This is a genomic window from Olivibacter sp. SA151, assembly GCF_054130995.1.
Genome location: NZ_CP096391.1, coordinates 4,680,780 through 4,704,030 on the forward strand (window position 1 = coordinate 4,680,780; position 23,251 = coordinate 4,704,030).

The window sequence follows — 23,251 nt, forward strand, 5'->3', positions numbered from 1 at the left end:
AGATCGTTAACAATCAGAGTGCATAGATCTTTGTAGATCTATGCGCTTCCTAAAATATTAATAATAATCAGTCTTTCCTCTCCCTTTTATGGCAATTTATTGAAATCGATCGTTGGTTTGTCGCCGTTCGTCGATCTGCTAAATTGTGCTCCAATGGGGGTATAATGACTAAAAAAACCAAAATTATTCAGAAAAAATTTATCCTGCTCACTTCCACCGCTGTAATCCATCCGATATCCGACGCGGGCTGTATTATCAGCAGAAAATTTAGCTCTTTTCACCTCATACCAACGCCCTTCTTTATCAATGACCCACTGGTTTCCGAAATAAACCTTTCTTTCGAAAATTCCCTCCTCAGGTGAAAAATTCTCTAAGAAAGAATGAAAGCCTTTAAGCCAGCTTGATGTTTGAGGTCTACTAAAACTAGCAATTAATTTCCATTCAGCAACTTCAGGTGCGTAGAACCACGCCGTATAATTTGTATAATTATTAGCTACTGGTTCGCCTTTTAACAAAAACCTATAAGTGTTACCAGCTATCCAGTTAAATTTATAATAACTTTGTCCACCGGCTCCTTCATTACCGAATTCACCCGTATGTACTCTTTCACCTTTTTTTAATAGTTTTATTTGATGATCCGGTGGAATGGTTTTCGGATCGTCTGTTTGGAAAGGGCTCCATACGGAAAATAGAATACGTCTTTCACTTTTTGAGTTAACCTGCATACCAAAATAACCACCGCTAAAGCCATTGGCCATAAAATAAGACCCAATAAGGTCATTACCTTCCGGTACTGTTACTTCATTATAATAATACATGATATCCTTTTCAGGCAATTGATAATTCAGATGCGTAGAGGGCCCACGTCTACCCCAATAGAAAAAATTTCCTTCATCATTTTTGACAAAATGAGCACGATCATTAACCGCAGTGCCATGGATTCCTAAATATTCTATATTACTCAAATTAACTGGTCGACCATGTATGTTAATGACTGTATATCCTGTATCACGGATGACCCAGTCGCCCAGGTAAACCATTTTTTTATGCTGGGCCTTCAGATTCACGGTTTTCGTCTCTCCTGCAACCGTAACCCGCAAGGCACTGGGTTCATTAATTTTCGCATCTAACCAAATTGTTAAGGCACCTACTTTTTCTAGCCGTACGAATGTCTTGAAGCCTTTCTTCGGGTCGTCCCATTGTTTGATACCCGCTTTCGAAATTAGATTATCCTTTCCGGAAGTCGTACCCGTTTGCCAAGAATTTCCGCCAATCGGTATTTTCACAATGTTTTCCGGAATGGGCTTGGTTTGTCCGAGACTTTGATAAATGATAATTAACAAACTGCTAAAGAGAAGCACGACGCGTTTTACTTGCATATCATAATTGATTTTGATGGCAAACTACGCGAAATAAAAGAAGATAGAAAATGAAAAGGGGGATCAACCGATTGCGTAAAAAAATAAACGAAAAAAAGGACTGTCTTCTAAGAACGGTAGTGAACAAGATTGAAAAACGTGTCATTGCGACACGTTCTTCAATTTCCGTATACGGTCTTTATTTTCGTAAAATGTATTTGTCAGCCAGCGCCCCGGTTATTTTATCACCGTTCATATCGAGCTGTGTAAGGGTGTTTTCACCTACAAAGTACTTACCGGGTGCATCCCTGCCTCCTTTTAACTCAATCGTGCTCCCATCAATCCAAACATAGCGGCCATCTTCTTCGAAGGACTGACTGTCTCCTTTACCCAAGTAGCTATTTTTTAATGTGTAAGTGCTGTCTGCTTTCAATTCCAACTCGGTATTTATCCCTTCACAATCGGCACAGGGTAGCACACCCTTATAAATTCCAACAACATCTAATGAGTTTTGTGCGTTATGCATATCCGCCGTATCAGATGTGGCATCGATTGGTACATACTCCTCAGTCGTAGTGTCGGTAGTATTTATATCCCCGGTGCCTTTTGTTCCGTTATTGCAGCTCCAAAATATGCCGCTGACAAGTACGTAAGTCAAAATTCTTTTAATCATAGCTTTATTTTTACTGCTATTTAGCAAAAGCGATACCAAATCGAAACATTAATTGTCAACTTGTTTCATTGCCTCAATTACAGCTTCGGCTACTTCAATATTAATTGCTTCGTGATCAACCATTATCCATTCACCGTCTCGCTTGATCATTAGGAAGGGTTTAATTCCCGGGTATTGTATCCGCCACGCTGTAGAATCTTTGTATTCTTCAGGATACGCATTAATATTTATAAATGCCTTGGTACCAGGCTCCCGAACAGTAATCGTCATAACAAACTCCTTTCTTTCTTTATTAAAACATTGACCATTGCAAATTGATTGAAAAATTTAAATTTTTATCAAACAAAGACCGTATGAAGAGATACGGCCATTCTACAATTCAAGAAAACAGACCGATCAGGCAGCTGTATACGAACTTGCGAACGGCTATTGATTTTGTACTATAAAATTCATAAGTTAGCCAAGCAAAACTTTTTAGTTAAGCAACACTAAAAACATTCTGAATATATTGTCTGTTTGAGGATAGGAATTACATTTTTATTAAACGAAAACATTGAACAACCAACACAAATCGTTAGAGGAAGTACATCAAAGCGTTGAGACCGATATAAAAGGGTCGCGATTTAAAAAGATCTTGAGTTTCTTTGGCCCCGCTTATCTAATAAGCGTAGGCTATATGGACCCGGGAAACTGGGCGACAGATCTAGCAGGGGGCAGCCAGTTTGGCTATACACTAATTTGGGTCTTATTAATGAGTAACATGATGGCACTGGTGTTACAAAGCTTAACGGCACGACTCGGCATAGTTTGGGGCAAGGATTTAGCCCAGTGTAATCGGGAGACCTATCCGAAAAAAATGAATTTCATTTTGTACATTCTTGCCGAGATAGCTATTGCTGCCTGTGATTTAGCAGAAGTGTTAGGTATGGCAATCGGACTGAATCTTTTGTTTGGATTGGATCTCTTATGGGGTGTTGCTATTAGTTTCTTGGACACTTTTCTGCTACTTTATCTTCAACGCTTAGGAATGCGAAAGATGGAAATGTTCATTATTGGTTTGATTTTCATGATTGGCATGTGTTTTCTGGTAGAAATGATTTTGGCGCAACCGGATATGGCCTCTATCGCCAGCGGTTTTATACCATCCATCCCGAACACAGCCGCGCTCTATATTAGTATCGGGATTATCGGTGCAACGGTAATGCCTCATAATCTTTATCTGCATTCTGCTCTTGTGCAAACCCGCAAAATCAATCGAGATGAATCTTCTATTAGAAAAGCACTGAAGTATAATTTTTGGGACACGGCAATTGCCCTTAATCTTGCGTTTTTCGTCAATGCCGCGATCTTGATTCTGGCTGCTTCCGTGTTTCACAAAAACGGCATGAATAACGTCGCCGAATTACAGGATGCGCATAAATTATTAGCACCAACATTGGGCAGTGAATGGGCCCCCAGACTATTTGCCGTCGCACTGATTCTGGCCGGTCAAAGCTCAACTGTTACCGGAACATTGGCTGGGCAAATTGTGATGGAGGGCTATCTACGCTTACGTATTAGCCCAGCTTTACGACGCATGTTGACGCGCTTATTGGCCATTGTTCCTGCTATTCTAGTAATTTATATTGCCGGTGATGACGAAGTGGGACCAATGCTTGTTTTTAGTCAGGTTTTATTAAGCATGCAGTTAGCTTTTGCAGTTATTCCGCTTATCCATTTTGTCAGTGATCGGAAACGGATGGGGGTCTTTGCTATTTCAACGGGTCTTAAAATAATTGCATGGACAATCGCAGCCATTATATCCTTCCTAAACTTTCAGTTGGTATACGAAGAAATCACAAACTGGATTAAAGTATTTAACAACCCTTGGCTGACGGCACTACTGATTATAGGTGGCGTGGGATTATTTGTACTGTTGCTACTAACGGTCCTTTACCCTATAATTAAACTTAAGAAAAAAGTGAATATGGAAGTCCATCCGCCTTTTCAAGATTCTGTATTGGAAACACCCGCTTTCAACCGTATCGCACTAGCCCTAGACTATTCTTCATCTGATCCCTTAGTGGTTTCATATGCACTTAAGCTTGCCAAACCCGGCACGCAGTTTATTCTAATTCATGTGGCGGAAAGCGCATCTTCCCGAATGATGGAAGAAGACACAGATGATTACGAGAAACGTCACGACGAAGCAAGAATGTCCCGTTATATTCAGCTTTTTAAAGACAAAGGCTTTGAAACAAGCTTTGAGGTGGGCCATAAAAACCGGGTGAAATTCATTGCCAAGGTATGCAACTATTACCAAGCAGACCTCCTGATCGTAGGTAGCCATGGGCATCGCGGTCTTAAGGACTTTATTTATGGGGAAACCGTTAATAGGCTCAGACACCGCGTCGATATTCCAGTCTTTATTGCCCAATAATCTGCCCGCTCTTCTAAAATACTAAGCAACAGCAGTGTCATCCTTTTTTCTTACCGTTGTTTTACGATGCATATTCCCCCAGTCGGACATTGCCTGCAACATAGGCCGCATCGTTAGGCCAAGGTCTGTCAATTCGTACTCAACGCGAGGTGGCACCACAGCATAGACATTACGTTTTACAATATAATCCTTTTCCAACTCTCGGAGTTGAGCCACTAACATTCGCTCAGAAATGCCGTCAATTGAGTTCTTCAGATCACTATAACGCATTTTCCCATAAGCAAGTCGACAAAGTATGGCCGGTTTCCACCTGCCTCCAATAATAGATAATGAATATGCCATACCGCAAGTATCATTAATTTGCTTTTCATTCAAAGCATTGGTAGATGTTTCTTTTCTCATTTCTTACGTTTTTGTTAGTACCTAACAATTTAATCTGTACTTACAAATATAAAGTTAAGAACCTACTTTTGGTAAAAAAAATTACCAATGGAAAGATTGAAAAACAAGATAGTCTTGGTTACAGGTGGCAGCAGAGGAATTGGTGCCGCCATTGTAGAAAAACTCGCTACAGAAGGAGCGCATGTTTCATTTACCTATGCAAAATCGCCGGAAAAAGCTGAACAGCTCCTTGATAGACTTCAAAAAGCGGGCAAACAAGTAAATGCCATACAAGCAGATAGCGCGGATCCGCAGGCGATACAAAGCGCTATTCAACAGGTTGTATCTGCCTTTGGTCCTATTGATATTCTTGTTAACAATGCCGGTATTTATATTGGTAGGCCCTTTGAAGAGCATACATTGGAAGATTATGAACAAATTATGAATATTAACGTTCGGGCCTTGTTTATAGCAGCATTGGAAACAGTAAAAAGTATGCCCAACGGTGGTCGGATTATTAATATTGGAAGCAATATGGCGGAGAATGCACTGAGTGCACAAACAACACTTTATACAATGAGTAAATCTGCATTAACCGGTTTTACTAGAGGGCTGGCTCGGGACCTAGGACCAAAAAACATCACCGTTAATGTTGTGCAACCAGGTCCAATTGATACAGATATGAATCCTGCAAACACCGAGTTGGCAGATTTTTTACGAAGCAGAATGGCGTTATCAGATTATGGTACCGGGAGTGATATTGCCAATTTAGTGGCGTTCTTGGCAAGTGAAGAAAGCAAGTATATCACCGGCACTTCACTTACCATTGATGGCGGTTTAAACGCCTAGCCAAAGTCATTTACTAACCATCTGGCAGACCAAGGCTGCCAGATGGCATCAACAAAAGCGCAACCATCGCCTAAACTAATATACTTCTCTTCTACGTCCATCGAATGGTCTTGCTAAATGGAAGTTTTAGTATTATCTTGCAAATCGGTATTGCCCGAACTTCGAAAAAAAAGGGTCAACAGGTTATTGAGAAGATGAGAACTATATTACTCCTACTATTGGTACTAATAAATGTGGGCTGCGATCAAGTATCAAAACGCATCGTTCGTGAAAAAATTGATTACTATGAAGAGATTAAGATTGTCGACAGGTATTTTGTCTTAACTAAAGTAGAAAACAGCGGTGCTTTTTTAAGCTTGGGCAACAACCTGCCCGGAATCGTAAAAATCATATTTCTATCCATACTTCCTGCCCTAATTTTACTATTCGGTCTTTATTACTTAATACAGCAAGACAAAAACTCAGCCTGGCTATCGGTAGGTATTGCCTTTGCGCTTGGTGGCGGAATAGGCAATCTTTACGACAGAATTCTCTATGGATCGGTCACGGATTTTATGCACATTGATTACCTTTTCATTAAAACAGGTATTTTTAATATGGCGGATGTATCGATTATGACAGGAATGATTTTGATAATCATTGGCTTTTGGGCTCAAAGAAAGAATGAATTAACGCTTTCCGAAATTGAACAAAACACTAAACATAACATTTAATATCGCCATGAGCAAACATGCCTTAGGCTATCAATCATAATAAAGGGAATGATCGACAAACTTGCACTCATTGAAATTAAAGACGGCCGAATCCTATCGACACGCAGCAGAGGGAAAGACACCTATTATCTTCCCGGCGGTAAGCGTGAGGCAGGCGAATCAGATATAGAAGCTCTAATTAGAGAGATCGCAGAAGAGTTGACAGTGACTATAATTCCTGAATCGATCAGATTTTATGGAGAATTCTCCGCCCAAGCTCATGATCATCCAGTAGGAATTATGGTTAACATGCGCTGCTACACAGCATCCTTTCACGGTATTTTGCAAGCGTCGGCTGAAATTGAAGAAGTCGTTTGGCTATCGTACAATGACAAGCCAAGAGTTTCTGAGGTTGATAAGATTATATTTGAAGATCTAAAAGAAAAAGGGCTACTCAGGTAAGCCTAAATTACATTTAAAATTTTGTAGCTGTGAATCAGGCCTATGCACCATATTCTTAAAAAAAACGCATCTTTTTTTTAAGAAAACTTTGGTGAATTCAAAAAAGACACTACATTTGCAGTCCCAAAACAAACGAACGGAAATAAAAAAGCCAACGTTTGACGGTACCATAGCTCAGTTGGTAGAGCAAAGGACTGAAAATCCTTGTGTCACTGGTTCGAATCCAGTTGGTACCACAAAAAGCCTCAGATAACACTGAGGCTTTTTTGTTACACAATTCTCGAAGTGACGAACCAAACCAATACGCATATCAATACAATCTCATTTTGTCGTATTAGATAGTTATTTGGTCGAATATTTTTGCATTTTGCGTCCCGGCTTCTGAACTTTGGAAATGGGAAATCGGTTCTAATGAAAGAGAATAAAAATACCGAAAAACAGGGATTGTTTGTCACCATTCATCTCTCTACCTTTGCCAGAGTGGCGTTATTTTTTCCAAAGCTGAATTTAATATAATAAATTTAGAACAATTGTACGGCCTATTCTTTCAAAAATTATTTTTACAAACCATCCTGGTTATATAAAATCCTTAGTAAGCCGCCCTCTTTTTTACTATGTCGTCTGAGGGCGGTAAAGCTAAGGACAAAATCAGTTAATAAAACGCTCAAAAAACTCGTAAGTACGCAACATCTGGTCTATACGTTGCCTATTATCTCCACTACGTGTAATTTCGTGGGTAGCACCGGGATGCCTCACATATTCAACCGGCCTTCCTAATATCTTTAAGCTTTTATATAGCATTTCGCTCTGTATAACACCCGTACGTAGATCATTCTCACCGTGAAAGATGATATACGGAGTTTTTATATTTGACACATAATTAATAGGCGATTCCCGTTCGATCGTTTGTCTGGTTTTCTCTTCCCAAGGATAACCACCGAAATAGTTCGGCACCAGCCGCCACGCGTTTCCTTCTCCAAAAAAGGTCTTTAGATCATACACACCTCGTTGACTACACGCTGCCTTAAAACGTTGGTCGTGCCCAATAATCCAACTTACCAGATAACCGGCATAAGAACCGCCTGTCAGCAACAGTCTACTCGTATCAGCCCAACCTTCCGCTACTGTTCGATCCAAAGCCTCCAAAACATCTTTGGCAGGTCCCTTTCCCCAATTATCCATATTTGCCCGAAGGAATCTTTCACCATACCCTCCCGATCCTCGCGGATTACAATAGACAATACCATAACCTTTTGCACAGAAAAACTGATATTCATGCCACATACTATTCTCGCCGGGGCCCCACATGGCACTCGGTCCACCATGAATCTCCAGCAATAAAGGATATTTCTTCCCCTCTTGAAAACCAATGGGCTTCATTACCCAATACTCCACTTCCATTCCCTCCTCGTTCTTGAAAACATGCTTTTCCGGCAAACTGAGTTTCCTGTTCTTCAACCAGCTTGCATTGAAAGAACTTATTCTCTGGGTTTGCTTCATATCCATATCGGCTATTTCCAGTTCGCACGGGTTGTTTACACTCGTCTTGGTATAAACTAATACTTTTTTTCCAATCACGTAGTCTTCAATTCCTACATGTTCACTCGATAATTTCTCCAGCTTGGCTCCCCTTAACGAAAATCGATAAAGTGGAATCCCTCCGTTGCTTTGAGCGGTAAAATAAACCTGATCTTCTTTTTCAGCCCATTTGAAGTTTCCCATATTCCGATCCAAGTCAATTGGATACAAGTGTTTAGATTCCGTTAAATCCATCACATGCACACTTGGTACATTCGGTGTAGCGACCATGGATTCGCTATATATCAGATAGTTCCCGAATGGAGATACCGTGTTGATTCTATAAGACAGCTCTTTTTTTCCCAATATTTTTTGAGGAAGAGGATTACTCAAGCTTATTTTATAGACAGCGCTTTCTAATGCACGATCCGGAAATATTGTATCCGAAAGCCTCCCATTAACGACGATTTGGTCGTTGTTGCAAAAATAAGGATCACTATAACTGTTAAAACCCGTCGTGATTGCTCTTGGCGCGGTCTGCGGTGCACCATCTAAAACCGCAATGACGAACAAATGGGTAAAGCGCATTTCACTCGAGGTAGCAGCTTCTCCCTGAAACTGTAGCTTATTGATTACTTTTGCCTTATATTCCCTTTCATTCTGAGCCAGATAGGCCCTGACTTCTGCAAGATTTCCATTTGGATTAGCTTTTGCATCCGACCTTCCGAGATAATGATTATCTCGATAACCGGGTTTTTCACTCAACCATAAAGGCAGTTGTTGCTTCGGATTTAATAGCGAATCCTGCAGGAGCTCTTCCAATTTCAAGGTGGCACTAAATACTATTTTCTTTCCGTCAGGGCTCCATTTTGGTGAGCTTGCACCATATTTAAAATCGGTAAGCTGCATCGGCTCTCCTCCGGATAACGACATTAAAAACAGCTGCGGTTTACCTTTTACCGTCCTAACAAAAAGAATATCGCTTCCCCTCGGGCTGAAAGAAGGCTGACTTGGATTCTGCTCACTATAGGTAAGTTGCCTTAGCTTATATTGTTCTTCCCTGTTCGCCATCCAAAGCTGGTTATCATATTCATAATTATCTACATCACTTTCTCGCCCCTTTATTTTTTGAACATTAAACAGGATCAGTTTTTTATCCGGCGAAATTTCAAGCTGATTGATACGTTGTATGTTAAGCATATCTGTAACTTGAATAGATTCAGTAGGCTGCTGCGCCGTTACCGCACAGCTGATAAAAACAGATAATTTAAGTAGGAGTAGTCTTTTAACCATAATCGAATGAATTACTTGAGGAAAATAAATAAAAAAGGCAAAAAACATGACATGTACCTGGTTTTTTACAAAATCGTACCGTATTGCGTGAGAGGTCCTAAAAAATCATGACCTCTTTTATCGCGTACTAAGCAACACCTTTAGCATCATATCTGGCAATTTAAATCTTTTCTAAATTTTATTTATTATGCAAGCATAATAAATAGTTTTATGTAACTTCGTAAAAAACCATATTGTATGATAGGCCAAATTATCTTTGCGATCATTTTATTGACGGCAATTGCTTTAGTAACTTATAACGCGCGCAAGATTATCCGGAATATCAAGTTAGGAAAACCGACAGATAGGAGTGATCAGCCTGGTGTGCGATGGCGAACCATGCTTCGTGTTGCCTTCGGCCAAAGCAAAATGGCCAAGCGCCCCGTTCCCTTTGTATTGCATCTTTTTGTTTACCTAGGTTTTATCATCATCAATATAGAAATGTTGGAGATCGTTATTGACGGCTTAGCAGGCACCCATCGTGCTTTTTCCAGTTTGGGCGCTCTGTACAATTTACTGATAGCATGCTTCGAGTGGTTGGCTCTTTCTGTACTACTCGGCTGCGTGATCTTCTTACTCCGAAGAAACATTATACATGTAAAACGTTTCTTCGGAGTAGAGATGACCCGTTGGCCAAGAACCGATGCCAATCTTATTTTGCTTGCAGAGATAGCTTTAATGACGGCATTCTTATCTATGAATGCAGCTGATTATAAATTGCAATTGCAAATTCATAGCACATCGATCACCGGCTCTTTCCCGATAAGTTCTCTGCTACTTCCTTTATTGCCTGAAAATCCGGATTCGCTTCGGGTCATTGAGCGCAGTTGCTGGTGGTTTCACATCGTGGGTGTATTGGTTTTCTTGAATTATCTCCCCTATTCAAAGCATTTACATATTGTATTGGCCTTCCCGAATACTTACTTTTCCAACCTAAAACCGAAGGGTCAATTTACAAATATGGACGCTGTGACGCACGAAGTTAAAGCGATGCTCGATCCTTCCTATGCACCGCCAGTAAGTGATCAACCTGCACGCTTTGGTGTAAAAGACATTACGGATCTCACCTGGAAAAATTTACTGGATGCGTATACTTGTACCGAATGCGGTCGTTGTACCGCAGTATGCCCGGCGAACATCACCGGAAAATTACTTTCACCGCGGAAAATCATGATGGATACTCGGGACCGTATGGTAGAAGTCGGAAAACAAATAGATAAAAACGGCTCATTTACAGAGGATGGGAAATCGCTATTAGATAATTATATTTCGCGGGAAGAACTTTGGGCTTGCACAAGCTGCAACGCCTGCACAGAAGCTTGCCCTGTTAATATTAATCCCTTGGAAATTATTATGGATATGAGACGATATATTGTCATGGAAGAATCACAGGCACCATCCAGCTTGAATACAATGTTTACTAATGTTGAAAATAACGGAGCTCCATGGAAATATGCACAAGCTGATCGCGTAAACTGGAGAGAAGGCCTTTAGTTATCGAAAATACAAGGCATAAATATATATCAAGAGGACGCACATCCTTTACACTTAGTCATGATACTTAAATAAAAATAATGGATAACACGCTACATATCCCTACTATGGCCGAAATGGCAGCCAAGGGGGAAAATCCGGAAATACTATTTTGGGTAGGTTGTGCAGGTAGCTTTGACGAGCGTGCTCAACACATCACTCGTGACATTTGTAAGATCTTGAATCATGTGGGCCTTAAATTTGCCATACTAGGAACCGAAGAAGGTTGTACCGGAGACCCGGCTAAACGGGCTGGCAATGAATTCCTATTTCAAATGCAGGCTCAAATGAATATCCAAACATTAAACACGTATGAGATAAAGAAGATCGTAACCGCTTGCCCGCACTGCTTCAATACGCTGAAAAATGAATACCCTGCATTAGGCGGACAATATGAAGTGGTTCATCACAGCCAATTGATCCAACAATTAATTGATGAGGGAAAACTCAAGCAAACGGAGGGAAAACCATTTAAGGGTAAAAGAATAACTTTTCATGACCCTTGCTATTTAGGTCGCGGAAACAACGTATATGAGGCACCTCGAAAAGCACTCGAAGTACTTGATGCACAGCTTGTGGAGATGAAACGATGTAAAAGCAACGGACTATGCTGTGGTGCCGGCGGTGCCCAAATGTTCAAAGAGCCCGAAAAAGGAAGAAAGGATATTAATATCGAACGGATTGATGAAGCGCTGCAAACCGATCCACATATCATAGCAGCGGCATGCCCCTTCTGTATGACAATGCTCAAAGATGGTGTTAAAAACTACAATAAGGAGCAGGAAGTGCAGGTATTGGATATCGCAGAGATAACAGCTAGAGCGAATGAACTTTAGAAGTCCTTAGCTGTTAGCGATTAGTTTTAGCACTTCATTTCAAAAGACTAACCCCTAATCGCTAAAGGCTAAAAGCTATTTCAATATAATAACCTCTACCCTTCTATTTTTTTGCCTACCATCTGCAGTACTGTTCGTTGCTACCGGTTTACTTTTACCATATCCTTTTGTTTTGATGTTGCTTCCATTAAGCCCTATGGATACCGCATAGTTCTTAACCGATGCTGCACGTTTCTCGGATAACCATTGGTTATAATCCGCTTCACCTGTCGAGTCGGTATGGCCATTGATCTGAATTTGTGCATTCGGGTAATTCTTATTAATGTAGGCCACCATGTTCTTCATTGTTACTTTCGCCTTTTCCGACAGATAAGAAGAGTTCGTGGCAAACAGTACATCGGATTCAAAAGTAAGGACCACCCCTTCGTCTGTTCTGGAAACGGTACCGCCTTCAATATGATCTGGCGTACCGCCTGTATTGACAACTTCGGCACCATCGTTCACAATCAGCTTTTTACTTTTACAACTTACGAAAAACGTAGCTGCTCCTAATGCAACAATAAAAGCAATTTTGTTAAGTTTCATCTATAGTTATTTGATTTTTTAACAGGATGAGGCAAAGCATCATCTAACAAACGGTAAAATAACTCAAAAGTAGCATGAAAAGCAAACTTTTCGATAAAACGTAAACCGAAATCCTTTTTACCAAACGAAGGTGCCAACCGATCCACCTGATAGGGAAACCTGTACATTTCGTTCCGATTCTTCAAATGTGAAGCTTTGTTCCTCGCTTTCCACATTGACAACAATCAACACCCTCTTTCCCTCAGGAGTTAAGAAGGCCACATTGGGTAAACTATCCATCCATGTAGAGGCTATACGCTTGGATCCCGTTGGAACGAACTTGGAGACATGACCTATAATGTAATAAGCCACATTACGACTTACGCGGTCGCCATCTATGGTTAAAGCCCCTAGGCAGCTGGTACAACCACCGTCGGGTGTATGCGGGTTATAAGAGGCATCCGCTGCCAGATTCCATTCAAGTACATTCCTGCTCCAATTACGCGTAGCACCTATAACAAGCGTAGACACATGCCACTTCAAATCTTCCGGAAAATTGCCAGGACCGCCCACCCATTGTTCGGTAAAGTAGAGACTTTTATCAGGAAAAGCCTCATGCACTTTCGACAATGCTTCAATTTTGCCACCGTACAAATGGAAGGCAGCTCCATCTACATATTTTGCTGCATCTTTATCTGCATAAATTTCCAGCGGGTAGTCGGGCCGATCTGCATTATGATCATATACGATTATTTTGGTTTTTATGCCCGCAGATTCAAAAGCAGGACCTAAAGCCGTTTTAATAAAATCGGCTTGATCCTTTGCTTCCATGTACATACTCGGTGTGTTCCCCGGGTGCAAGGGTTCGTTCTGAATGGTAATCGCATCAATTGTAATACCTTCCTTTTCCATCTCCTTTATATACTTAACAAAATACTGCGCATAACTTGCGTAGTACTCCTTTTTCAGGCTTCCGCCTTTAAAGGCTCCATTTGTTTTCATCCATGTAGGAGCCGTCCAAGGGGAGCCCAGTATTTTAAGATCAGGATTGATGGCCAGTATCTTCTTCAGGACCGGAATCAACGTCTCCTTTTCCTTGGCGATCGAAAAATAGTTCAAGTCCGGATCGGTTTTACCCGGTGGCATTTCATCGTAAGTAAATGTAGTGGCACTTAAATCAGATGCTCCAATGCTTATACGGAGATAGTTCACTCGGATTGATTGCTCCTTATCAGCAAAAAGCTCTTCCAGCAAGCTATCCTGCTTGGTGTTCGACAAAGAAGCGATAAGATCGGCACTTCCCCCCGTCAATGTATATCCAAATCCATCAATCTCCTGATAAGTTTCCAACGTGTTTACCACGATATTTTTCGAGGCTTTACTTCCGCCAAAAGACAGCGAAGATTTTTGCAATAAAGCCGAACGGTCTCCTCTGGTTAAATAAGAAGTAATCTCGCTGCCGGTATCGCTTGCTTGTGCTTCGCTACGCTCTTTCTTTGAAAGATCTTGTTTACAAGACAGAAAGATAATCAAGGCCAATATTGCCATATATAGTTTCCCAAACTGCATATCTACCATAATTAGTATCCCGGATTTTGCGTCAATTGCCCATTTCGGTCTAATTCCTGTTGCGGCATTGGCAACAGCAATTTCTCCGTCGTCATATTATAATCCACTGGCTGATTGGTGCGTAAGTCGATTTCATTCAGCCCATTCATTACATCCACCGCCAAACCGGCGCGCTTTAAATCATCCCATCGTTGTGCTTCTTGACAAAGTTCCAGCCTTCTTTCTTTCAAGATGGCCGCTCGTAGAGCTGATTGACTGTTGGCTTCGGAGGGACTGATCTTTGCTCTCTGTCGGATTTGATTTAAAATTTCCCTTGCTTCCGCCGTTCTACCCAATTCATTTAGAGCTTCTGCTTTCAGCAAAATAATATCCCCTAAACGAAGTAGATACTGCCTATTGGAACTGGCCCAACCGCTGGCACTTTTCCACTTATAGGCAAAAGGAACTTCACTATCGGCCCGATTTCCCCAGAACTCATCCAACCAATTTACTTTTTCAAATAAAATGCTGCTATTTTTCCGTACCACATCTGCCTCGCTATCGAAAGCATTTACCAAGTCATGGGACGGAGTTACAAATTTTCGCCAGGTATCCCCACTCAATGACGGTGGCAATAACATCTGCGGACCAAAATTACCCTCGGGAGCGCCAACATATTGCACTTCCAAAATCGACTCGGCATTATTGTAATGCGCCCCATCAAATAATTCCGAAAAATTGGCCAACAATTGATAATTGGCCGGACTGTTTATTACGGCATCGCAATAGCTTAACACGCGGTTATAGTCGCGATCTGGTCTTTGGGCGTGCACTTTCGCCAATAAAGCATTTGCGGCACCTTTTGTTGCCCGAGCCTTATTGATACTGCTTTCACCGGAAAAAGTATCCGGCAGCAAAGCCACTGCTTGTTCCAGGTCAGCAATAATTTGATCATACACCTGGCTTTCAGTTGATTTGGAAATGATGTATTCTTCTGTTTTGCTCGCCTCCACAGGCACCAAGATCAAGGGCACGCCGCCGAAAAGTTTCACTAAATTAAAATAATGAAAGGCTCTAAGAAAATAAGCCTCTCCCAGGATCTGATCCCGTCTTCCGCTTTCGTCCAATTGCGGATCGGAAATACCCGGCACCTTTTCCAATACGGTATTTGCCCGGGCGATCCCTCCATACAGCTGCCCCCAATTGGTGAATAAGCGACCATTTGTAGGAACAATTTGTAATTTATCAACAGCAAAAATCTCCGGGTTATCTCCCCCTGCGTAGTAATTGTCGGATATTACATCGCTGAATATGATGTTGTCCCAAACATAGTATTCCTGCTGCAGCGCGTCATAAGCTCCTGTCAATGCTGCTTCTGCTTCCTTTGCTGTGGTATAAGCATTTTCATTAGTGGCCTCAGAAATCGGCGTTAAATCGGTAAATTTATTACAGGAAATGATGGTTGTCGCAACAAGGCAGACGACCATACCTCTTATTATATGTCGTGTCATATCTATCTTCTTTAAAATGAAACATTCAAGCCAAAGATTAAGTTACGCGTTTGCGGGTACGTTCCGTAGTCGATTCCCACAAAAGTGTTTTTGTTCTGCGTAGCATCATTGGTATTAGTGAAAGCATTAACTTCCGGATCAAAGCCCTTATAATTTGTAACGGTAAATAGGTTTTCGCCCGTTACATATACTTTTACGTTGCTTAGTTTCAACCTACTCAATAATGTTTCCGGCAAATTGTAGCTTAAGGTTACTGATTTTACGCGCAGATACGAACCATTTTCAACAAAACGAGTGGAGTTCCGTGAATTATTGGTATTATCCGGTACAGCTCGCGGAACATTGGTAAGCTGCCCTGGACTGGTCCAACGATCGAGCACCGCCGTTGTTTGGTTCTTAGCATCAATCATTCCTTCCGTTTCTACCCGCGTACCATTGTAAATATCGTTGCCTTGACTTCCCTGTAGAAAAATACTGAATCCAAAGTTCTTGTATCCAAAGGTGTTGGTTAGTCCATAAATGAAATCAGGGTTAGGATTTCCAATAATTCGGCGATCATCCGGGGATGGATTGTTGGAGCTTGTTCCGTCGTTTCTTAAATACAGAGCATCTCCCGTCTGCGGATCTACTCCTGTGAACACATAACCATAAAACATGCCGATGGGGTTGCCTACGGTAGTATAACTCAAATCTCCCCTTCCGGATATATTGGCACCGAAAATAGTGGTACCTGCCAAATCGCTTACTTTGTTACGGTTCAATGAAATATTTAGATCGGTTTCCCATTTGAGCGCGCCCGCTAAGTTTCGGGAATTTACCTGAAATTCTAAACCCTTATTTTCCAATGCTCCCGCATTTTGTAAGACATAATCAAAACCCGTTGCTCGAGGTACAGGAACGTTCAGTAATAAGTCGCTCGTCTTCTTTAAATAGGCATCGGCACTGAAATTTAACCGAGCATTAAATACACTGATGTCAAGGCCAATATTGGTTTGCTTCGTCTCCTCCCATTTCAAATTATCATTTTGTAAAGTGGATGGCCGGGTTCCCGGGGATATAACACCTCCAAAGGGATAATTAGCATCACTAGCTACACGCCCCCAATAAGCATATTCACCTACATTATCATTTCCAACAATTCCCCAACCTGCGCGCAACTTTAAATCATCCAACCAGGAAACTTCATTTAAGAAATTTTCCTTTGACAAACGCCATCCGGCAGAAAACGATGGAAAGTAACCCCATTTGTTTTCCGAACCGAAATTGGAGCTATTGTCTGCACGAAAGTTGGCGGTAAACAGATACTTACCATCAAAATCGTAGTTAACTCTCCCGATAACGGAAACATTTGCTTTTTCCCTTTTCGACACATTTGCTATCCGTATCACGGAGCCAGCATTGGGTGTCGTAATCGATGTACCGGAAAAACCGGTACGTTCGGTTTCACTGTTTTCCCACTGGGTTTTTTGTGCCACCATCCCCAGTAAAGCACCGAAATTGTGTTTTTCAAGCTGTTTGTTATAAGTTAAGGTGTTGTCAGCAATCCAGTAATTACGTTGATCGGTATTGTAACGTCCAATACCTTCCTGCGCACGACCATAGCTTGTACGGATCGGATCCAGGAAATATTCATATACACCACTTCCTGCATCAATACCAAAATTACTGCGGAACTTTAATCCGGGAAGAAAAGTGATTTCTGCATAGGCATTTCCTATGACCCGTTGATTTCTATAACCCCGTTCAGATCCATCTGTAAATGCAAGGGGGTTTTCCCAATCCTGAAAGGGGTTACTGGTGAAGGTACCGTTAGGATTGTAAATTCCAATATTGGGAGGTGTAGATAAAATCCCCATAATGACCCCTCCTTGATTAACTGCTTGATTGTCGGCCACATCTACATCATGGTAACGCGTATAACCTAAGTTGGTACCTAACGTCAGCCAATTATTTACTTCTTGTTGCAAATTTACCTTAAAGTTATAACGATCCATTTCGGCGCTTCTCACAGCTCCCTTTTGCTTGGTCCAACCGCCGGATAAGTAATAAGTTGTTTTATTGCTTTTCCCCGAAAATGCTAATTGGTAATTCTGGGATGCCCCTTGTTGAAAAACTTCATCTTGCCAGTTCGTGTTGGCTGTGTATCGATCCCAATCCGTGTTTCTTCCTAACGCTGTCATCAACTCCCGATATTGACTCGCATTTAGCACATCGAGTTTACGCCATACGGAAGAAAAGCCGGCATAGGCATTTAGGTCAACACGAGTCTTCCCCTCCTTGCCTTTCTTTGTGGTGATAAGTACAACGCCGTTCGCTCCCTGCGCACCGTAAATAGCAGCCGATGCGGCATCCTTCAAAATAGACATACTTTCGATATCAGCGGGATTAATCGAACGTGTATCGGCTATCGGTACGCCATCTACTACATACAGTGGGTCGCTGCTCGAGGTAATGGAACTCGTTCCACGGATACGAATGTTCAACCCCGCATTAGGTTTACCGCCGGGGGAGGATACTTGCACCCCTGCCGTTTTACCTTGCAAGATACTTCCAAATTGGGTGTTAGGTCTAGACTCAAAAGCTTCTTGTGAGACGACACCTACAGCCCCCGTGATATCTCCTTTACGTTGCGTGCCATAACCTACAACTACTACTTCATCTAGCTCTTGATCGGAGGGCAATAGTGTAATTTCAAGTGTACTGCTTCCCTGTACGGCTTCTTCCTTTACCTGATAACCGATATAAGAGAAAATCAATACCGCACTGTCTGGTGTCTTTAGCGTAAATTGCCCATTTCCATCGGTAGTGGTACCCCCCGTCCCTCCTTTCACCTTAACAGATACACCGGGCAGGGCATCTCCGGATATATCCTTCACCACGCCTCTCACAGTGGGCCCTTGCCCGTAACCTGAGATGCAGATGAAAAATAGGAAAATCATTAGTAAAAGCTTCCTCGACATAGTTTAATAAATTGGTGTAATTAAAATTGTTTACTTGTTAGCTGGCTATTTATTCCGGGACAAATATAGATGGTAAAACAGGAAAAAAACAAATATTTTTATATGTAAATAACTGATATATAGACAATTACAAATTAATTGATACGCTTTAATACCGGAATATAAAGCGGGTCGCAATGCTTGTGTTTCAGCACTTTTCCTTTAAAATAGAAGCATGTGTACTAAATACACTATGATACGCTTTAACACCGTCGATTTTTTAATTTAATAGCACCCATAATCTACTTTTACTAAGGCTAAAAAAGCAATTCACTCCATCCTTTATCGCCCAATTTCCGAAAGGTTAGTTTCTTCTCTTCTATTTGCTGCTTAATTTTTTTACTGTATGCCCAGCAGGTGCTCTGCCTAATCGATAAGATATCTGATAACTTGTGTGAGGATATTTTTCCTTTGGTAGAGTAGATTAAATAGATAAGGTAGAAAGATTTGTTAATAGGTATACGTATATTTTGCAGGAGCGTATGGGCCGTCGCCGACTCTTCGTAGCCACAGTTCGAACAACGCCTGCTATAAGGTAAATGCCCAGGATAATAAGTGGTGGTTGCACATTTCTTACATTCATAACCTTCCCTCCATTTAAGCTCTGCTAAAAATTTCAGGCAGCTCTCCTGATCGGGATAGAGTTTACTGAATTCCTCAAACCGAACACCTGTTGATAGCACACGCGCACGAGTAACCTGTTCTACATTTTCTTTCAGTTCTTCATTATCTTTATTAAGCAGCGCATTGATCCGTGCTATTTCATCACGCTGCTCCTGAAGGGTATGATTGGCTGAAAAAAGCGCTTCGTTTTGCTGCTCTATAATCGAGGACTTTTCCATAAGTTCTTTGGTGCGCTCCGTCACTTTTGCTTCCAGCTCTCGGTTAATATTATCTTTAAGCTCCTGATTAATTTTCATTTGTTTGATGATGCGCTGTTGCGCGCGATCGCGACTGTATTTAAGCACACGCACGCGGTCACCCACAGCTAATGACAAAAAGGTCATTTCCATAATAAAGCAGAAGCTTAATATATAATAGGAAATGATCCCAAAATTCAGCCAAGTGAACCCTAACATAATGAGAAACTTTACGAGATAGCCGAAGAATAGGAAGCCATAGCCAATAACAAAATATCGAGCAGGGCGATAGCCTGTCGTCCATATATAAATTCCTGAACCAAACGCGACAAGAAGTGGCACAGCTTCCAGAAATTTATAATTGAAAAGACTTTTATCAAAAAGCAGGCAATAAGCAAAGAACAATAATCTGGCAGCAATAACAACAGAAATAAAAAAATGCAAGCGAGGGGCCTTTCGGTGCAGCAGCAATAAACGCTGTGTAAATAATAAGGCGAATATGCTCATCAAACATAGAACAATCCCAAAAGCAAATTGATTCCAGTTTGACAGACGGGGCCATAGATAATGATAGGCGATACCGTCTGTACACATTTCAAATAGGGCAACACATAACAGGTAACAAACGTAGTAAAGATAGGCTCTCTGTCTTACGGCGAAGAACATAACCATATTATAAAAACAGAATATAAAGATCATGCCGTAGAAAATACCGAAACTAAAATACTCTCCCAAGGCATATCCTATAAAATAATCAATGGAACGAAGGACGATGATAACATCTGCTACCTGAGATGATTTAATACGGAAGTAGTAGTCATGCGTTCCCTGTAATTCGTTATACAAAGGAATCACAAAGTTTTTGTGCCTAAAAGGACGGGCAGAAAACGTTAACTGATCACCCAATACGACCTGTGCATATCTGCCTTGCCGGGTGGGAATATAAGCTTCAATCTCATCAATAGTTTGGTCAAAGAATTCTAGAACAAACAACTTTTCCCGCGTATCCCGGTGATCAATGCGTAATTTATACCAATAGTATTTGTTGGTTTCTGTATTCTGTGGAGTGCTGCTTTTATTAGTCTTAAATGACGACGCGCCGCGAGCTTGCTGAATCTGCTCGAATGTTAACCTATCTGTCGTATCTACCATGGATTTGAGTTCTCCAAAAGTGAACATATGTTGATGTAGGCTATCTGTTAGTAAAACCGGCTGCTGTGCCTGAACCGAAAACAATATTCCGGATAAACCGATAAAGAAAAAAAATGTGATTACACATCGATTAAGCATAAACAAAGATACAGCTTCGGATTAAACACATTTTAACAAACCTATTTTAAAATCAACTGTTCCATAGGAAGAATACGGACTTAAGAAAAAGCATTATGAATAAGGATAAACCGAATATTCAAAAGAACGAAGAGATTCCAAATGATCAGGCCGATCGTGGTAATATAGAAAATTTACGTTATAATGAGCGGGAAGATAGCTTTGAGTACGATATTGATCCCGACACGAAGGACTATCCGAACGAAGAAAGAGAGTATCAACATGAAGATCCTTATGATACTACTGCGCCGCAGGGGGAAGATGACAATTCGGATTGGGATGAAGCTAATCAGTATGTAGGCGATGAATACGACCCCGACAAATCGTTAGAAACTGATGTCGAAGAGTTAGGTATGCATATCGACAATGGACGGATCACACGCTTAAGTAAAGAGGATGAAAAATTAGCAGAAACACCTGAAGATGAAAGAGATGATCTAGATGAAGAGGGTTATCCAAAACGAGATTAGGACTGCTTATAGGGGCTTTAGCCTTTAGGTGTAGCAATTAATATAAATAAATGCAACAGCCAATAGCTCAGGCCTCACGGCTAATAACTTATTCAAACCCCAGGTTGAATTCTTGTCTTAATTTATCCACTAAAGGATTTTTAGCGACCATTGCCTGATACTTCTCTTGATTGGTATAAGGTTTACGTACGACATTCGATTCGGCTTGTACGGGAATCAGGTCTATAGAAAAATTTTTCAATCTGACCCGTAATTCATTTAGCATATCAATTTTAGATATGGACAATAAATTTTCCTGAATGGCATTTTCTACGATTACCTCTACCTTGAAATCATCCCTGAGTTTAGGAGGATTAGCGGTCATTAAGGTAAAAAGCGTAATCTTGCTTTCGGCCTTCGCTTTATCTGCAAAAGCGTGCCAAACCTTTAAAAAATCGTCATAGGTAAAGTGCTGCTGGTCCGATCCCGTTATATATTCGGGATCAGCGTTAGGATCCGTTTCCTTTTTATCTTTAAAAACGTCACTTAAGCTGGGAATCGAGGACGATAATTTGATATCCTTAAAACTAGGAATCTTCAGTTTTCCCGAGGCTGTGGACTCCTGCAATTTCGGCGAAGAGTCTGCCGGAGACGTGGGTTTCATCGGCTCCTTTGGCGTCGCCGTCACAGGAGGAGGGGCTGAAACCACGTTAACTGCTAAAGTATCAGGTTTTTTTTTTACCGACTCAGGCCGGTTATTCATTTCGATTGCTTGCTTATTAAACTGGATTGCCGATCGGATGTGGCACATTTTTAACAGAGCGAGTTCTACTTGCAGTCGCTGGTTTTTGCTCGTTCGATAATTTATTTCGCATTGATTGGCGATATTTAAAGCCGAAAGCAACAGGCCCACCTCCGCTTGTTGTGCCTGCTCTAAATAGCGTTGACGAATATTTTCACTTACTTCCAATAATTTAAGTGTACTGGCGTCCTTTCCTACTAATAGGTTTCTAAAGTGAGATGCTAAACCCGAAATAAAATGGCTGCCATCAAAACCATTGGACAGTACCTCATCAAAAACCAATAGTGCATTCACCGAATTTTCGGAAAAGATCGCATCGGTTAGCTTAAAATAATAGTCATAATCTAAGATATTCAGATTATCAATAACTGCTTGATAGCTAACGTTCTTATTGGAAAAGCTAACAATCTGATCAAACATGGATAAGGCATCCCGAAGTCCCCCATCTGCTTTTTGTGCAATGAGATGCAATCCGTCCTGGTCATAAGCAACGCCTTCTTTATTCGCTATGTTTGCCAGGTGACCGGCAATATGTTCAACTTTAATCCGGTTAAAGTCGAAAATCTGGCAACGAGATAAAATCGTAGGCAATATTTTATGCTTCTCAGTAGTCGCCAGAATGAAAATAGCATAAGCGGGAGGCTCCTCCAATGTTTTCAAGAAAGCGTTGAAGGCCTGCGTTGAAAGCATGTGCACCTCATCGATAATATAAATTTTATACTTACCGGTCTGCGGGGGAATTCTAACCTGTTCAATCAGACTTCTTATATCATCAACAGAGTTATTAGAAGCTGCATCCAGTTCGTGAATACTAAAGGAATTGCCGTTTTGAAATGACTTACAGGAGTCGCAGGTACCACAAGCCTCTATTTCCGAACTTAAATGTTGACAATTAATTGTTTTTGCTAAAATGCGTGCACAAGTCGTTTTCCCCACCCCACGTGGACCGCAAAAGAGAAAGGCCTGTGCTAACTGACTGTTCTTAATGGCATTCTTAAGCGTTCCGGTAATGTGCTGCTGCCCCACTACCGTTTCAAAGGTTGAAGGCCGATATTTACGCGCAGAAACAATAAAATTATCCATCGGCACGAAGGTACGGATTTTGCCGGAATTAGCCAATGTGATAATTAGCCAAT

The 23,251-nt window shown here is 41.2% G+C and carries 18 protein-coding genes and 1 tRNA gene; 8 read left to right on the top strand and 11 right to left on the bottom strand.

Annotated elements, in window-relative coordinates:
* Positions 1–86: 86 nt before the first annotated feature.
* The 3 genes from M1D52_RS19265 to M1D52_RS19275 all read right to left on the bottom strand — a co-directional run bounded on the left by M1D52_RS19265 (position 87) and on the right by M1D52_RS19275 (position 2,301).
* On the bottom strand, positions 87–1,379 hold the full coding sequence (locus M1D52_RS19265) for a DUF3472 domain-containing protein (protein WP_377612368.1): 1,293 nt from the start codon (positions 1,377–1,379) through the stop codon (positions 87–89).
* A gap of 178 nt (positions 1,380–1,557) precedes the next feature.
* Positions 1,558–2,031, bottom strand: coding sequence for a copper resistance protein NlpE (locus tag M1D52_RS19270; RefSeq protein ID WP_377612370.1), 474 nt, complete (start codon positions 2,029–2,031; stop codon positions 1,558–1,560).
* 48 nt (positions 2,032–2,079) lie between these two features.
* The gene (locus M1D52_RS19275; protein WP_377612372.1) at positions 2,080–2,301 is read right to left on the bottom strand and encodes a hypothetical protein; all 222 of its coding nucleotides are present in this window, start codon (positions 2,299–2,301) and stop codon (positions 2,080–2,082) included.
* 283 nt (positions 2,302–2,584) lie between these two features.
* Here M1D52_RS19275 and M1D52_RS19280 point away from each other — a divergent pair, with 283 nt between their 5' ends.
* On the top strand, positions 2,585–4,450 hold the full coding sequence (locus M1D52_RS19280) for an Nramp family divalent metal transporter (protein ID WP_437393259.1): 1,866 nt from the start codon (positions 2,585–2,587) through the stop codon (positions 4,448–4,450).
* Between the two features lie 21 nt (positions 4,451–4,471).
* On the opposite strand, the gene M1D52_RS19285 is transcribed toward M1D52_RS19280, so the two are convergent.
* Complete coding sequence (locus M1D52_RS19285; protein ID WP_013665641.1) at positions 4,472–4,852, bottom strand: winged helix-turn-helix transcriptional regulator; 381 nt, start codon at positions 4,850–4,852, stop codon at positions 4,472–4,474.
* 87 nt (positions 4,853–4,939) lie between these two features.
* Here M1D52_RS19285 and M1D52_RS19290 point away from each other — a divergent pair, with 87 nt between their 5' ends.
* The 4 genes from M1D52_RS19290 to M1D52_RS19305 all read left to right on the top strand — a co-directional run bounded on the left by M1D52_RS19290 (position 4,940) and on the right by M1D52_RS19305 (position 7,070).
* Positions 4,940–5,680 carry an SDR family NAD(P)-dependent oxidoreductase gene (locus tag M1D52_RS19290; RefSeq protein ID WP_377612376.1) on the top strand — a complete coding sequence of 247 codons (741 nt, stop codon included), beginning with the start codon at positions 4,940–4,942 and terminating at the stop codon, positions 5,678–5,680.
* A gap of 194 nt (positions 5,681–5,874) precedes the next feature.
* Entirely contained in the window at positions 5,875–6,393 is a 519-nt protein-coding gene (gene lspA / locus M1D52_RS19295) for a signal peptidase II (protein ID WP_437393257.1), read from the top strand.
* A gap of 48 nt (positions 6,394–6,441) precedes the next feature.
* Positions 6,442–6,834, top strand: a complete 393-nt coding sequence (locus M1D52_RS19300) for an NUDIX hydrolase (RefSeq protein WP_377612380.1) — start codon at positions 6,442–6,444, stop codon at positions 6,832–6,834.
* Between the two features lie 163 nt (positions 6,835–6,997).
* Positions 6,998–7,070, top strand: a tRNA-Phe gene (locus M1D52_RS19305).
* Positions 7,071–7,482: 412 nt separating this feature from the next.
* Here M1D52_RS19305 and M1D52_RS19310 read toward each other — a convergent pair.
* Positions 7,483–9,645: a S9 family peptidase gene (locus M1D52_RS19310; RefSeq protein ID WP_437393256.1), complete on the bottom strand. Its 2,163-nt coding sequence runs from the start codon at positions 9,643–9,645 to the stop codon at positions 7,483–7,485.
* Positions 9,646–9,882: 237 nt separating this feature from the next.
* Here M1D52_RS19310 and M1D52_RS19315 point away from each other — a divergent pair, with 237 nt between their 5' ends.
* Both M1D52_RS19315 and M1D52_RS19320 read left to right on the top strand, forming a co-directional pair.
* Positions 9,883–11,178, top strand: coding sequence for a 4Fe-4S dicluster domain-containing protein (locus tag M1D52_RS19315; protein WP_437393255.1), 1,296 nt, complete (start codon positions 9,883–9,885; stop codon positions 11,176–11,178).
* An 80-nt stretch (positions 11,179–11,258) separates the two neighbouring features.
* Positions 11,259–12,053, top strand: coding sequence for a (Fe-S)-binding protein (locus tag M1D52_RS19320; RefSeq protein WP_013665635.1), 795 nt, complete (start codon positions 11,259–11,261; stop codon positions 12,051–12,053).
* 75 nt (positions 12,054–12,128) lie between these two features.
* Here M1D52_RS19320 and M1D52_RS19325 read toward each other — a convergent pair whose 3' ends face one another.
* The 5 genes from M1D52_RS19325 to M1D52_RS19345 all read right to left on the bottom strand — a co-directional run bounded on the left by M1D52_RS19325 (position 12,129) and on the right by M1D52_RS19345 (position 20,825).
* A complete protein-coding gene (locus tag M1D52_RS19325; protein ID WP_013665634.1) occupies positions 12,129–12,638 on the bottom strand; it encodes an OmpA family protein in 510 nt (169 codons plus the stop codon).
* A gap of 117 nt (positions 12,639–12,755) precedes the next feature.
* Positions 12,756–14,195 (bottom strand): glycoside hydrolase family 30 protein, encoded by a 1,440-nt coding sequence (locus M1D52_RS19330; RefSeq protein ID WP_437393254.1) that lies wholly within the window; start codon positions 14,193–14,195, stop codon positions 12,756–12,758.
* Positions 14,196–14,197: 2 nt separating this feature from the next.
* A complete protein-coding gene (locus M1D52_RS19335; RefSeq protein ID WP_437393253.1) occupies positions 14,198–15,676 on the bottom strand; it encodes a RagB/SusD family nutrient uptake outer membrane protein in 1,479 nt (492 codons plus the stop codon).
* Between the two features lie 11 nt (positions 15,677–15,687).
* Positions 15,688–18,636, bottom strand: a complete 2,949-nt coding sequence (locus tag M1D52_RS19340; RefSeq protein WP_437393252.1) for a SusC/RagA family TonB-linked outer membrane protein — start codon at positions 18,634–18,636, stop codon at positions 15,688–15,690.
* Between the two features lie 296 nt (positions 18,637–18,932).
* The gene (locus tag M1D52_RS19345; protein ID WP_437393251.1) at positions 18,933–20,825 is read right to left on the bottom strand and encodes a 7TM diverse intracellular signaling domain-containing protein; all 1,893 of its coding nucleotides are present in this window, start codon (positions 20,823–20,825) and stop codon (positions 18,933–18,935) included.
* Between the two features lie 95 nt (positions 20,826–20,920).
* On the opposite strand from M1D52_RS19345, the gene M1D52_RS19350 reads away from it, so the two are divergent.
* Positions 20,921–21,334: a hypothetical protein gene (locus M1D52_RS19350; protein WP_013665629.1), complete on the top strand. Its 414-nt coding sequence runs from the start codon at positions 20,921–20,923 to the stop codon at positions 21,332–21,334.
* An 88-nt stretch (positions 21,335–21,422) separates the two neighbouring features.
* Here M1D52_RS19350 and M1D52_RS19355 read toward each other — a convergent pair whose 3' ends face one another.
* On the bottom strand, positions 21,423–23,198 hold the full coding sequence (locus M1D52_RS19355; protein ID WP_377612398.1) for a DNA polymerase III subunit gamma/tau: 1,776 nt from the start codon (positions 23,196–23,198) through the stop codon (positions 21,423–21,425).
* Positions 23,199–23,251: the final 53 nt, after the last annotated feature.

What these genes read in the sequence shown, in the direction of transcription:
- M1D52_RS19300 (WP_377612380.1), top strand. Translation starts at nt 6,442, where the DNA reads ATGATCGACAAACTTGCACTCATTGAAATTAAAGACGGCCGAATCCTA.
- M1D52_RS19270 (WP_377612370.1), bottom strand. Translation starts at nt 2,031, where the DNA reads ATGATTAAAAGAATTTTGACTTACGTACTTGTCAGCGGCATATTTTGG.
- M1D52_RS19330 (WP_437393254.1), bottom strand. Translation starts at nt 14,195, where the DNA reads ATGGTAGATATGCAGTTTGGGAAACTATATATGGCAATATTGGCCTTG.
- M1D52_RS19320 (WP_013665635.1), top strand. Translation starts at nt 11,259, where the DNA reads ATGGATAACACGCTACATATCCCTACTATGGCCGAAATGGCAGCCAAG.
- M1D52_RS19355 (WP_377612398.1), bottom strand. Translation starts at nt 23,198, where the DNA reads ATGGATAATTTTATTGTTTCTGCGCGTAAATATCGGCCTTCAACCTTT.
- M1D52_RS19285 (WP_013665641.1), bottom strand. Translation starts at nt 4,852, where the DNA reads ATGAGAAAAGAAACATCTACCAATGCTTTGAATGAAAAGCAAATTAAT.
- lspA (WP_437393257.1), top strand. Translation starts at nt 5,875, where the DNA reads ATGAGAACTATATTACTCCTACTATTGGTACTAATAAATGTGGGCTGC.
- M1D52_RS19315 (WP_437393255.1), top strand. Translation starts at nt 9,883, where the DNA reads ATGATAGGCCAAATTATCTTTGCGATCATTTTATTGACGGCAATTGCT.
- M1D52_RS19265 (WP_377612368.1), bottom strand. Translation starts at nt 1,379, where the DNA reads ATGCAAGTAAAACGCGTCGTGCTTCTCTTTAGCAGTTTGTTAATTATC.
- M1D52_RS19350 (WP_013665629.1), top strand. Translation starts at nt 20,921, where the DNA reads ATGAATAAGGATAAACCGAATATTCAAAAGAACGAAGAGATTCCAAAT.
- M1D52_RS19340 (WP_437393252.1), bottom strand. Translation starts at nt 18,636, where the DNA reads ATGTCGAGGAAGCTTTTACTAATGATTTTCCTATTTTTCATCTGCATC.
- M1D52_RS19310 (WP_437393256.1), bottom strand. Translation starts at nt 9,645, where the DNA reads ATGGTTAAAAGACTACTCCTACTTAAATTATCTGTTTTTATCAGCTGT.
- M1D52_RS19345 (WP_437393251.1), bottom strand. Translation starts at nt 20,825, where the DNA reads ATGCTTAATCGATGTGTAATCACATTTTTTTTCTTTATCGGTTTATCC.
- M1D52_RS19325 (WP_013665634.1), bottom strand. Translation starts at nt 12,638, where the DNA reads ATGAAACTTAACAAAATTGCTTTTATTGTTGCATTAGGAGCAGCTACG.
- M1D52_RS19275 (WP_377612372.1), bottom strand. Translation starts at nt 2,301, where the DNA reads ATGACGATTACTGTTCGGGAGCCTGGTACCAAGGCATTTATAAATATT.
- M1D52_RS19290 (WP_377612376.1), top strand. Translation starts at nt 4,940, where the DNA reads ATGGAAAGATTGAAAAACAAGATAGTCTTGGTTACAGGTGGCAGCAGA.
- M1D52_RS19335 (WP_437393253.1), bottom strand. Translation starts at nt 15,676, where the DNA reads ATGACACGACATATAATAAGAGGTATGGTCGTCTGCCTTGTTGCGACA.